This window comes from Nocardioides solisilvae, from assembly GCF_003194625.1.
Classification (GTDB): Bacteria; Actinomycetota; Actinomycetes; order Propionibacteriales; family Nocardioidaceae; genus Nocardioides; species Nocardioides solisilvae.
Genome location: NZ_QHKX01000001.1, coordinates 165,242 through 177,124, shown reverse-complemented (window position 1 = coordinate 177,124; position 11,883 = coordinate 165,242). Strand labels below are relative to the sequence as shown.

Here is an 11,883-nt window from a genome sequence, read left to right as displayed (position 1 = left end):
CCTGCGACCCCTGCGCCTGGGCACCCGCGCCTCCGCCCTGGCCACCACCCAGTCCGGCCACGTGGCCGAGATGGTCCGGCGGCTCGGCCGCGAGGTCGAGCTGGTCGAGGTGACCACCCACGGCGACGTGAGCCGCGCGCCGCTCGCCCAGATGGGCGGGACGGGCGTCTTCGTGAGCGCGCTGCGCGACGCCCTGCTGGCCGACGAGGTGGACTTCGCCGTCCACTCGCTCAAGGACCTGCCGACCACCCCGCACCCGGGCATCACCCTGGCCGCCGTGCCGCCGCGGGAGGACCCCCGCGACGTGCTGGTGGCCCGGGACGGGCTGACGCTGGGCGAGCTGCCGGTGGGCAGCCGGGTCGGCACGGGCTCGCCGCGGCGGGCCGCGCAGCTCGGCGCCCTCGGGCTCGGCGTGGAGGTCGTGGAGATCCGCGGCAACGTCGGCACGAGGATCGGCAAGGTGACCTCGGGCGAGCTGGACGCGATCCTGCTGGCCCGCGCCGGGATGGCCCGACTGGGCCGTCTCGACGAGGTGACCGAGGTGCTCGACCCCCTCCAGATGCTCCCCGCCCCCGGGCAGGGTGCGCTGGCGGTCGAGTGCCGCAGCGACGACCAGGAGCTGACCGCCCTCCTGGGCGAGCTCGACGACGCGCGCACCCGCGTCGCCGTCGAGGCGGAGCGGGCCGTGCTGGCCACGCTCGAGGCCGGGTGCAGCGCACCGCTGGGTGCCCTGGCCGAGGTGGTCGAGGGGGAGTCGGGGGACGAGCTGTGGATCAGGGCGGTGGCCCTGTCCGCGGACGGCGGGCTGTCGGTGCGCATGAGCGCCACCGGCCGGCCGGAGGAGGCAGCGGGCGTCGGCGCCCGCCTGGCGAGCGAGATGCTCGCCGATGGCGCCAAGGACCTGATGGAAGCACCGCACGAGGCAGCAGTGAGGAACCAGCACCCATGACCCGAGGCAACACCCCCAGCAAGACCACCCCCACCGGCTGGGTCTCCTTCGTCGGCAGCGGTCCCGGCGACCCGGGCCTGCTCACGGTGCGTGCCGTGGAGCTGATCCGCGACGCCGAGGTCGTCGTCACCGAGGCCCCCGAGCACGAGGACATGGTCCGTGCGGTCCTGGGCCTCCCGGTCCGCGTCCCCGGCGAGGAGCCGGCCCCCGTCGAGGGCGCCCCGCTGCTGGTCGACGGCGGCTTCGGCGAGGACGGCCAGCCGCTCACCCACGCCAACCGCGCCCGGGTGGTCGTCAAGCACGGCAAGAAGCACCGCGTAGTCCGGCTGATGACCGGCGACCCCTTCCTCTACGCCTCGGGCCCCGAGGAGGCGCAGGCGTGCGTGAAGGCGGGTGTCGGCTTCGACATCGTCCCGGGCGTCTCGGCGGTCCAGGCGGTCCCGGCGTACGCCGGCATCCCGCTCACCGACAAGAACCACCGCGAGGTCGCCGTGGTGACCTGCGGCGGGACGGTCGACTGGTCGCAGTACGCCGACGACCGCACCCTCGTGCTGCTCTCCGGCGTGGGGAGCATCGGCGACACGGCGGCCGCGCTGGTCGCCGCCGGCCGCTCGGCGCAGACCCCGGTCGCGGTGACCCGGGTCGGCACCACCACCGAACAGGCCACCCTCACCTCGACCCTGGCCGACGTGGCCGCCGACGTCCGCGCCGCCCGGGTGGCGCCGCCGGCGATCATCGTGGTCGGCGACGTGGTCAACCTGCGCGAGACGCTCTCGTGGTTCGAGACCAAGCCGCTCTTCGGCTGGCGCGTCCTGGTCCCGCGGACCAAGGAGCAGGCCGGCTCGCTCTCGCAGCGGCTGCGGGCCTACGGCGGCGTGCCCGAGGAGGTGCCGACCATCTCGGTCGAGCCGCCGCGGAACCCGCTGCAGATGGACAAGGCCGTCCGCGGCCTCGTCGAGGGCCGCTACGAGTGGATCGCCTTCACCTCGGTCAACGCCGTCAAGGCGGTCCGGGAGAAGTTCGAGGAGTACGGCCTCGACGCCCGCGCCTTCAGCGGCCTCAAGATCGCGGCGGTCGGCGACAAGACCGCCGAGGCGATCGCCGCGTGGGGCCTGCGCTCCGACCTGGTCCCCACCGGCGAGCAGTCCGCCGCCGGGCTGCTGGCGGAGTGGCCGCCGTACGACGAGCTGCTCGACCCGATCAACCGGGTCTTCCTGCCGCGCGCCGACATCGCCACCGAGACCCTGGTCGCCGGCCTGGTCGAGCTGGGCTGGGAGTGCGACGACGTCACCGCCTACCGGACCGTGCGGGCCACCCCGCCCCCGGCCCCCACCCGGGACGCGATCAAGACCGGCAAGTTCGACGCCGTCGTCTTCACCTCCTCCTCGACGGTGCGCAACCTCGTCGGCATCGCCGGCAAGCCGCACCCGTCGACCGTGATCGCGGTGATCGGGCCGGCCACGGCCAAGACGGCCGAGGAGCACGGGCTGCGGGTCGACGTGATGGCCCCCAAGCCCGACGTGGAGGTCCTCGTCGACGCCCTCGCCGACTTCGGCGCGGCCCGCCGGCTGGCGATGGTGGAGGCGGGCCAGCCCGTCACGAAGCCCTCGGACCGCAAGGCGTCGGGCCGGCGCCGGACCGGGTCCAAGTAGTGGCCCCCGCCGCGGGCCCGGGCGAGGAGCTCCCGACGTCGGGAGCCCCGGCGTCCCTCGGTGCCGTCACCGGGCCCGTGGTGCGGCCGCGACGGCTGCGGACGACGCCGGCCCTGCGCCGGATGGTCACCGAGGTCGCCGTCGAGCCGCGACAGCTGGTGCTGCCGCTCTTCGTCCGGGAGGGGCTCGACGAGCCGCGGCCGATCTCGTCGATGCCGGGCGTGGTCCAGCACACCCGGGACTCCCTGCGGGCCGCCGCCGCCGAGGCGGCGGAGCTCGGCCTGGGCGGGGTGATGCTCTTCGGCGTCCCCGAGCACAAGGACGCGACCGGGTCGGGGGCCGTGGACCCCACGGGCATCCTCAACCTGGCGATCACCGACGTGGTCGCCGAGGTCGGCGACGGACTGACGGTGATGAGCGACCTGTGCCTCGACGAGTTCACCGACCACGGCCACTGCGGCCTGCTCACCTCCGACGGGCAGGTCGACAACGACCGCACGCTCGCGGCGTACGCCGAGATGGCGCTCGCCCACGCCGACGCCGGGGTCGACATGGTGGGCCCGAGCGGGATGATGGACGGCCAGGTCTCGACGATCCGCACCGCCCTGGACGCGATGGAGCACACCGACGTCTCGATCCTCGCCTACTCCGCGAAGTACGCCTCCGCCTTCTACGGCCCCTTCCGGGAGGCGGTCGACTCGAGCCTCCAGGGCGACCGGCGTACCTACCAGCAGGACCCTGCCAACGCCGTCGAGGGCGTCCGCGAGGCCCTCCTCGACGTCGAGCAGGGCGCCGACATCGTCATGGTGAAGCCGGCGCTGGCCTACCTCGACGTGGTCCGCCGGGTGCGCGACGCCGTCGACGTGCCGGTGGCGGCCTACAACATCTCCGGCGAGTACGCGATGGTCGAGGCCGCCGCGGCGAACGGGTGGATCGACCGCGAGGCCGCGATCCTCGAGACGCTGACCTCCATCCGGCGCGCCGGCGCCGACGTGGTCCTCACCTACTGGGCCGCCGAGGCCGCACGGCTCCTGACCCGCTGACCGCCGGACCCGCCGCCCGGGCCGCGGGCTGACCCGCCGGGGGCTCCTGCTCGCGCTCCTCCCCGGTCCCGTCGGGCGGGGGCAGCAGCCAGTCGGCCAGGCACGCCTCCAGCTGCTCGACGTCCTCCAGCGCCACGCCCGACTCCAGGCAGAGCGCCGCCGCGGTGAGCAGCGCGATCCTCGCGGCCTCGTCCGCCGGGCGGTCGTCGACAGGCCGGTCGTCACGCAGATCGGCAGGCAGGTCGTCAAGCAGGTCGTCAGGCAGGTCGTCAGGCAAGGGGAGCGTCGTCGGGTCCACGTCGGGCAGCGGGCCGCGCGGGGTCGGCAGCGCCGGCGGGACCCAGGGCTCGTCGGTGGACCCGTCATCGGGGTCCGCGGGTCCGTCGGTGGGCACGTCGGTGGGATCCGTCGACGGGGACGGCTCGGCGGTCGGCGTCGGCTCGGCGGAGGGCGTGGGCTGGGCCGAGTCGGTCACCGTGGGCGTCGCCGTGGGGGTGGGCTCGGTCGTCGGGGTCGCCGTCGGAGTCGCCGTCGGAGTCGCCGTCGGGGTGGCCGTGGGGGTGAGCGTCGGAGTCGCCGTCGGGGTGGGAGTCGCCGTCGGGGTGGCCGTGGGGGTGAGCGTCGGCGTGGGCGTGGGCGTGGGCGTTGGCGTCGGCGTGGGCTTGGGCGTCGGCGTGCGGCGCCGCGACGGCGGCCAGGGGGTGGGCGGGCCGAGCGCCTCGATCCGCGGCCCCGCCTCCTCGCCCTGCCGGCCGCGGGTGCTGGTGAGCGGGTGGACCGCGAGCTCCTGGGCCGGCGCCACGACGCCGCTGCCCGGGCTGCTGCGCCAGCCGGGGTCGCCGGGCCGGAGCCGGTCGGCCACGCCGGCCGCCTGCAGCGAGCGCGCACCGAGCGGGTCGGCGGCGGTCGACCCGCGGTAGGCCTCGGCGACCCCCAGCACGAGCCGGACGTAGCTGGTCGAGCGGTTGTAGGAGAGGACGGCGTCGCGCAGCGTCGCGGGGTCGGCGAGCGAGCCCGGCCCGGAGCACAGGTAGACGCCCGCGGCCAGCGCGGCGTCGTCCAGGTCCTGGGGGTCGCGGACGCCGTCGGCGTCCCCGTCGACGGCGACCGCGGACCACGTCGACGGGATAAACTGCATCGGGCCGACGGCCCGGTCGAACCGGTCGTCGCCGTCGAGGCGCCCGCGGTCGGTGTCGGTGATCCGCGCCGTGCCGTGGCGGCCGTCGAGCGCGATCCCCACGACACCGGGCCGGGACCGTCCGTCGTCGTCCAGCACGCTGCCGCCGTACCGCCCGTGGTCGGACTCCACCCGGCCGATCGCGGCCAGCACCGCCCAGTCGAGGTCGCAGCCGGGGTCGGCGGTGCGCATCACGGCCTCGGCGAGCCGGTACGCCGCCAGGGCGGGCCCCGGCACGGCTCCGCTGCTGGCCGCCTCGACGTCGAGGCCGGTGGCGACCTCCCGGGCGACGCTGTCGACCTCGGCCGCCCGGACCACGTCGGGCGGCGGGAGGTCGCGGACCGGGTCGGTCGCGGAGCCCGCGCCGCCGCCCCCGGCGGGTCCGGAGGCGCCCGGGGCGGCGAGCACCGCCGTGGCGCCGTCGGGTGCGACGGCACCCGCGCCGGGGGCACCGGGCCCGGGGGCGCCCAGCGCGGCGAGGCACGCCGTCCAGCCGACCGCGAGGGCGGCCAGGGGCGCGCCGGCGGTGGTCCGCTGCCACCCGCGGAACCCCGTCTTCGCCATCTCGCCCCCCTGCACGACCCGAATCCCTCCGATCATGCTCCTCGCACCCTGAGGACGGAACCCCCGCGTCGCTGCCGCACCCTCCGTTTCACGTCTGTGTCACGCGTCCGCGGCCCGTGGGGGATTGGGCCGGGCTTGGGCCGTTGGGCGACAATGAGCCGGTGAGCCTCCCCAGCCCGGTCTCGGCCGACCTCTTCGCCCGCGCGAAGGCGGTGACCCCCGGAGGGGTCAACTCGCCGGTCCGGGCGTTCAACGCCGTCGGCGGCACGCCCCGGTTCATCCGCTCCGCCTCCGGGGCCTGGCTGACCGACGTCGACGGCCGGGAGTACGTCGACCTGGTCTGCTCGTGGGGCCCCATGCTGCTCGGCCACGCCCACCCCGAGGTGACCGCGGCCGTGCAGGCCGCGGTGGCCCGCGGCACGTCCTTCGGCACCCCCACCGAGCCCGAGGTCGAGCTGGTCGAGGAGATCGTGCGGCGCGCCCCGGTGGAGCGGGTGCGGCTGGTCTCCAGCGGCACCGAGGCCACCATGTCGGCGATCCGGCTCGCGCGCGGCTTCACCGGGCGCGACCTGGTCGTGAAGTTCGCCGGCTGCTACCACGGCCACGTCGACTCCCTGCTGGCCGAGGCCGGGTCGGGCGTCGCGACCCTCGCCCTGCCGGGCACCCCCGGCGTCCCGGCGCAGGAGGCCGGCCTCACGCTGGTCCTGCCCTACAACGACCGGGCGGCCGTCACCGCCGCCTTCGCCGAGCACGGCCCGCGGATCGCCGCGCTGGTCACCGAGGCGACCCCCGGCAACATGGGCGTCGTGCCGCCCGAGCCGGGCTTCAACGCGTTCCTCGCCGAGACCTGCCGCGAGGCGGGGGCCCTCTTCGTCTCCGACGAGGTGATGACCGGGTTCCGCGCGACCGCCCGGGGCGGGTGGGGCCTGGACGGCGCCCACGAGGGCTGGACGCCCGACCTCATGACCTTCGGCAAGGTGATGGGCGGGGGCTTCCCCGCCGCCGCCTTCGGCGGGCGGGCCGACGTCATGGCCCACCTGGCGCCGGAGGGCCCGGTCTACCAGGCGGGCACGCTGTCGGGGAACCCGGTCGCCACCACCGCCGGCCTGGCCACCCTGCGCCTGGCCGACGACGACGTCTACGCCCGCCTGGGCGCGGTCTCCACCACGATCCGGGAGGCGGCCGGCGACGCGCTCGCCGCCGCGGGGGTGCCCCACGTCGTGCAGGCGGCCGGCACGATGTTCTCCGTCTTCTTCGACGACCGGCCCGTGCGCGACTTCGCCGGGGCCGCCCGCCAGGACACCGCGGCGTACGCGGCGTTCTTCCACGCGATGCTGGACGCGGGCGTCTACCTGCCGCCGTCGGCGTACGAGTGCTGGTTCGTCTCCGCCGCCCACGACGACCGTGCGGTCCAGCACGTGCTCTCCGCGCTGCCGGGCGCCGCGCGGGCCGCGGCCGCCGCCCGCGACGAGCGCCCGACCACGGAGGAGGTCCGATGAGCCCGAGCCCGGTCCGGACGATGGTGCACCTGCTGCGCCACGGCGAGGTGCACAACCCGGAGGGGGTCCTCTACGGGCGCCGCGACGGCTTCCACCTCTCCGAGCGGGGCCGTCGGATGGCCCAGCGGGTCGCCGACGTCGTCGGCGACCGCGACGTCGTCCACGTCCGCACCTCGCCGCTCGAGCGGGCCCGTGAGACGGCCGCGCCGCTGCTGGCCGCGCGGGGCCTCGAGCCCGTGGTCGACCCCCGGGTGATCGAGTCGACCAACCGGTTCGAGGGGATCAGCTTCGGCGAGGGCGCGATGACGCTCGTCAAGCGGCCGCACCTGTGGCGCCACCTCTACAACCCCTTCAAGCCCTCGTGGGGCGAGCCCTACAAGGAGATGGCCGCGCGGATGATGGCGGCGGTGCACGACGCCCGCGACGCTGCGCGGGGCCACGAGGCCGTGGTGGTCTCCCACCAGCTCCCGATCTGGACGACGCGGCTGGCCGCCGAGGGCCGCTCCTTCGTCCACGACCCACGCAGCCGGCAGTGCACCCTCTGCTCGCTCACCACCCTCCACTTCGAGGACGACCGCCTCGTCCGGCTCACCTACTCCGAGCCGGCCGGCGACCTGATCCCCGTGCACGACCGCAGGGCGCCGTTCTCGGCCGGCGGCGCCCCCGAGGAGAAGCGACCCTGACGTGTCCCGCCTGCCCCGGGCCGTCCCGGCCCTCCTGACCGCCTGCCTGCTGCTGGCCGGCTGCTCCGACCTCTCCGCGACCGGCGACAAGGGCTACGTCAGCGGCGACGGGCAGGTCACCTTCCTCGACCCCTCGGAGCGCGGCGACCCCGTGGAGCTCGCCGGCGAGGGCCTAGAGGGCGAGCCGCTCGACCTGGCCGACAGCCGCGGCACCCCCGTCGTGGTCAACGTCTGGGGCGCCTGGTGCGTCGACTGCAGGATCGAGATGCCCGACCTCCTCGAGGCGCGGGAGACCCTCGGCGACGAGGCCGCGTTCGTCGGGATCAACGTGCGCGACAACTCCGCCGCCCAGGCGGTCCGGTTCGCCGAGAACGTCGGCATCGACTACCCCTCCTTCTACTCCTCCGACGGCCGGGCCCTGCTGCCCTTCTCCGGCACGATCCCGCCCCGGGCCATCCCCTCCACGGTCGTCCTCGACGCCCAGGGGCGGGTCGCCGGCTCGATCATCGGCCGGCTGCCCTCGGCGCTGACCCTGGTCGACCTGGTCGAGGACGTGGCGGGCGCAGGCAACACGGGCGGCAGCGGGGCTCCCGGGGGCGCCGGCGATGGCTGAGTGGTTCGAGCAGCAGGCCGCGGTCGGCTCGCTCGCCCTGGCGATCCCCGTCGCGCTCGTCGCGGGGCTCGTCTCGTTCTTCTCCCCGTGCGTCATCCCGCTGCTCCCGGGCTACCTCTCCTACGCCACCGGCCTCTCGGGCGCCGACCTGGCGGCGGGGGAGGCGGAACGGCGCCGCGGCCGGATGCTGCTCGGCTCGCTGCTCTTCGTCGGCGGCTTCACCGCCGTCTTCGTGGCCCTCGGTGCGCTCTCGGGCGGGCTCAGCGTCTGGCTGGTCACCTGGGAGCGCCAGATCACCGTGGTGCTCGGGGTGCTCACCATCGTCCTCGGCCTGGTCTTCGCCGGCGTCCTGCCCTGGCTGCAGCGGGACTGGCGCGTCCACCGGGTGCCGGCGGTGGGCCTGGCGGCCGCTCCCTTCCTCGGTCTGCTCTTCGGCCTGGGCTGGACGCCGTGCATCGGCCCCACCCTCGGCGTGATCCTCAACCTCTCCTACCAGGAGGGGAGCGCCGGCCGCGGGGCGCTGCTGTCGGGGTTCTACTCCCTGGGCCTCGGGCTGCCCTTCGTGCTCGCCGGGCTCGCCTACGGGCGGGCGATGCGCGCCTTCTCCTTCTTCAAGCGGCACCAGGCCTGGGTGATGCGGGCGGGCGGCCTCATGCTGGTGGCCGTCGGCGTCCTGCTGGTCACCGGGCTGTGGGCCGAGCTCGTGACCTGGGTCCAGGTCAACCTGCAGAACGACTTCGAGGTGAGCGTGTGAGCGACCACGACCCGGCCCGTCCGGGGACGACCCCCGACGACGAGCCGACCCGCAGGCCCGGCGAGCTGGGGGTCCGCGAGCTGGGCCGCTGGACCTGGCGCCAGCTCACCTCGATGCGCACCGCGCTGGTGCTCCTGCTGCTGCTCGCCCTGGCCGCCGTGCCGGGGTCGGTGGTGCCGCAGGAGGACATCGACGCGCTCAAGGCCTCCCAGTGGCGGGAGTCGCACCCGACCCTGGCGCCGATCTACGAGAAGCTCGGCCTCTTCAACGTCTACGAGACGCCCTGGTTCGCGGCCATCTACCTGCTGCTCATGGTCTCGCTGGTGGGCTGCATCATCCCCCGCACGGGCGTCTACTGGCGGGCCCTGCGGGCGCGCCCGCCCCGGGCGCCCCGCAACCTGACCCGGCTGGCCGACCACACGACGTACGAGACCGACCAGGCGCCCGACGTCGTGCTCGCCCGGGCCGTGGAGGTGCTGCGCGGCCGCCGCTACCGGGTCGAGGTCTCGACAGGCTCGACCGACGGGGGAGCAGGCTCGACCGACGGGGACCGCTGGGTGTCCGCCGAGCGCGGCTACCTGCGCGAGGCCGGCAACCTGCTCTTCCACCTCTCGATCCTCGTGGTCCTGGTGGGGTTCGCGATGGGCAGCCTCTTCGGCTACAAGGGCGGCACGATCGTCGTGGTCGGCAAGGGGTTCAGCAACAACGTCACGCTGTACGACGACTTCGTGCCGGGCAGCCTCTTCCGCCAGGAGTGGATGGAGCCCTTCGCCTTCGACGTCACCGACTTCGACATCGAGTGGCTCACCGACGGCCCGGCGGCCGGCCAGGCGCGCAAGTTCGTCTCCCACCTCACCTACACCGAGGAGCCGGGCGGGCCGGAGCGGGAGTACGACCTGCGGGTCAACCACCCGCTGACCATCGGCGACACCGACGTCTTCCTCATCGGCCACGGCTACGCCCCGGTGATCACCGTCCGCGACGGCAACGGGGACGTCGCGTGGACCGGCCCGACGATCTTCCTGCCCACCGACGGCACCTTCCGCTCCTTCGGGGTGGTCAAGGCCAGCGATGCCCGGCCGGAGCAGATCGGCCTGCAGGGCGAGCTCTACCCGACGTTCGGCTTCCAGGCCGGCGAGGACGGGATCGGCCCCTACTCGGCCTTCGGCGACGCCCTCGACCCGCTGGTCTCGCTGACCGTGTGGAAGGGCGACCTCGGGATGGACGACCCCGGCTCCCAGTCGGTCTACGTCCTCGACACGAGCAAGGCCGAGCAGGTCACGAAGGAGGACGGGTCGATGTTCCGGCTCGACCTGCGCCCGGGGGACCAGGTCGAGCTGCCCGACGGGCTCGGGACCGTCGAGTTCGAGCGGCTCGAGCGGTGGAACCGGATCCAGATCAGCCAGACCCCCGGCAAGCTCGTCGCCCTCACGGGGGTCAGCCTCGCCCTCCTCGGGCTCATCGGCTCGCTCTACGTCCGGCCCCGCCGGGTCTGGGTGCGGGCCCGCCGCACCGGCAGCGGGGACGACGCCCGTACCGTCGTGGAGATCGCCGGCCTCGACCGCTCCGGCGGCGGGGACGTCCCGGCGGAGCTCGCCGAGGTGCAGGCAGGCATCATGGAGACACCAGCCAGCAAGGAGCAGGACGCGTGACCGACACCCAGTGGGAGAACCTCAGCAACCAGGCCATCTTCGTGGCCGGGGTGGTGTACTTCCTCGCCCTGCTCGCCCACCTCGTGGAGTGGGCCGCGCTGCGCAAGATCCCGTCGTACGAGACCCCCACCACCGGGCGCACCGCGATGTTCGGCCGCCTCGGCGTGCTGCTCACCGTGATCGCCACGGGCGTCCACTTCGTCGCGCTCCTGGGCCGCGGGATGGCCGCGGACCCCAACCGGGTGCCGTGGGGCAACATGTACGAGTTCACGATCTCGGGGGCATTCTTCGTCTCGCTGCTCTACCTCGTGCTCCACCGCCGCTTCCAGCTCTCCTGGATGGCGCCGCTGGTCGTGGGCTTCGTGCTGGCCGCCAGCATGACCGCGGTGATCTGGCTCTACGACCCCGTCGCCCCGCTCACCGAGGCGCTCTACTCGCCGTGGCTCGTGATCCACGTCGTCTCGGCGATCATCGCCACGGGGGCCTTCACCCTCGGCGGCATCACCTCCGCCCTCTTCCTGCTCAAGGCGCGGTCGGAGCGCCGCGCCGCCGAGCGGGTCGAGGAGAGAGTCGCGGTGCCCGCCGGCGGGGTCGCGACCGGCGAGCCGCTCGGGCGGCCCGCGGCGACGCAGGAGGCGGGCGGCAGCGGGCCGCGCACCGGCTACCTGGCGCGGGTGCCCGACACCGCGACCCTGGACCGGATCTCCTACCGGATGCACGCCTTCGGCTTCCCCGTGTGGACCTTCGCGGTGCTCATCACCGGGCCGATCTGGGCGCACGAGGCGTGGAGCTCCTACTGGAGCTGGGACCCCAAGGAGGTCTGGGCGTTCATCACCTGGGTCGTCTACGCGGCCTACCTGCACGCCCGGACGACGGCCGGCTGGCGTGGCCGGAACGCCGCGATTCTCGCCCTGGTCGGCGTCGCCACCCTGTGGTTCAACTTCATCGGGATCAACTTCTTCTCCACCACCTCGCAGCACTCCTACGCCCAGGGCGTGGAGGACGGGGGCGCGGTGCAGGCCGCGGTCGTGGCGGTGGGTCCGGCGGTGGCGGGTCAGCCCGCCTCCGGCTCGTCCTCCTGACGGCGGCGCTTCCGCTCGAGGTCGCGGAGGAAGTCGGGGTCGTCGTCGGGGCCCATCACGCGCGGCGGCGCCTGCCGCGGCCGGGGGCCCGGGCGGTTGCCGCGCCCGCGCTTCTCCAGCAGGCGGGTGACCGCGTAGATCGCGAGGGCGACCAGCAGCACGACGATCAGGATCTTCAGCACCCCTCCAATGTAGGACGAGGGTGGTCGGCGCCT

At 74.8% G+C, this 11,883-nt stretch carries 11 protein-coding genes; 9 read left to right on the top strand and 2 right to left on the bottom strand.

Features of this window, described 5'->3' with window-relative positions; genetic code table 11:
• Window position 1: 1 nt before the first annotated feature.
• From hemC to hemB, 3 genes are all read left to right on the top strand, one after another.
• Window positions 2–949 carry a hydroxymethylbilane synthase gene (hemC, locus tag DNK53_RS00895; RefSeq protein WP_239456371.1) on the top strand — a complete coding sequence of 316 codons (948 nt, stop codon included), beginning with the start codon at window positions 2–4 and terminating at the stop codon, window positions 947–949.
• Window positions 946–2,601 carry a bifunctional uroporphyrinogen-III C-methyltransferase/uroporphyrinogen-III synthase gene (locus DNK53_RS00890; RefSeq protein ID WP_110180448.1) on the top strand — a complete coding sequence of 552 codons (1,656 nt, stop codon included), beginning with the start codon at window positions 946–948 and terminating at the stop codon, window positions 2,599–2,601. The genes hemC and DNK53_RS00890 overlap by 4 nt, the downstream gene beginning before the upstream one ends.
• Before the next feature lie 122 nt (window positions 2,602–2,723).
• Window positions 2,724–3,644: a porphobilinogen synthase gene (hemB, locus tag DNK53_RS00885; RefSeq protein ID WP_239456370.1), complete on the top strand. Its 921-nt coding sequence runs from the start codon at window positions 2,724–2,726 to the stop codon at window positions 3,642–3,644.
• Here the strand turns inward: hemB and DNK53_RS17900 are convergent.
• Complete coding sequence (locus DNK53_RS17900; RefSeq protein WP_162599690.1) at window positions 3,601–5,385, bottom strand: lytic transglycosylase domain-containing protein; 1,785 nt, start codon at window positions 5,383–5,385, stop codon at window positions 3,601–3,603. The two genes, hemB and DNK53_RS17900, sit on opposite strands and share 44 nt — an antisense overlap.
• Window positions 5,386–5,546: 161 nt before the next feature.
• Between DNK53_RS17900 and hemL the strand changes: the two genes are divergently transcribed.
• The 6 genes from hemL to ccsB are packed head-to-tail and all read left to right on the top strand — an operon-like array spanning window position 5,547 to window position 11,668.
• Complete coding sequence (gene hemL, locus DNK53_RS00875; protein ID WP_110180447.1) at window positions 5,547–6,884, top strand: glutamate-1-semialdehyde 2,1-aminomutase; 1,338 nt, start codon at window positions 5,547–5,549, stop codon at window positions 6,882–6,884.
• Window positions 6,881–7,567, top strand: coding sequence for a histidine phosphatase family protein (locus tag DNK53_RS00870; protein ID WP_110180446.1), 687 nt, complete (start codon window positions 6,881–6,883; stop codon window positions 7,565–7,567). The genes hemL and DNK53_RS00870 overlap by 4 nt, the downstream gene beginning before the upstream one ends.
• A gap of 1 nt (window position 7,568) precedes the next feature.
• Window positions 7,569–8,180 carry a TlpA disulfide reductase family protein gene (locus DNK53_RS00865; protein WP_110180445.1) on the top strand — a complete coding sequence of 204 codons (612 nt, stop codon included), beginning with the start codon at window positions 7,569–7,571 and terminating at the stop codon, window positions 8,178–8,180.
• On the top strand, window positions 8,173–8,934 hold the full coding sequence (locus DNK53_RS00860) for a cytochrome c biogenesis CcdA family protein (protein WP_110180444.1): 762 nt from the start codon (window positions 8,173–8,175) through the stop codon (window positions 8,932–8,934). Before DNK53_RS00865 ends, DNK53_RS00860 begins: the two co-directional genes overlap by 8 nt.
• Window positions 8,931–10,586, top strand: coding sequence for a cytochrome c biogenesis protein ResB (gene resB, locus DNK53_RS00855; protein ID WP_239456293.1), 1,656 nt, complete (start codon window positions 8,931–8,933; stop codon window positions 10,584–10,586). The genes DNK53_RS00860 and resB overlap by 4 nt, the downstream gene beginning before the upstream one ends.
• Window positions 10,583–11,668, top strand: coding sequence for a c-type cytochrome biogenesis protein CcsB (ccsB, locus tag DNK53_RS00850; protein ID WP_110180443.1), 1,086 nt, complete (start codon window positions 10,583–10,585; stop codon window positions 11,666–11,668). Before resB ends, ccsB begins: the two co-directional genes overlap by 4 nt.
• On the opposite strand, the gene DNK53_RS00845 is transcribed toward ccsB, so the two are convergent.
• A complete protein-coding gene (locus DNK53_RS00845) occupies window positions 11,641–11,850 on the bottom strand; it encodes a hypothetical protein (protein ID WP_204163692.1) in 210 nt (69 codons plus the stop codon). The genes ccsB and DNK53_RS00845 overlap by 28 nt on opposite strands.
• Window positions 11,851–11,883 lie beyond the last annotated feature (33 nt).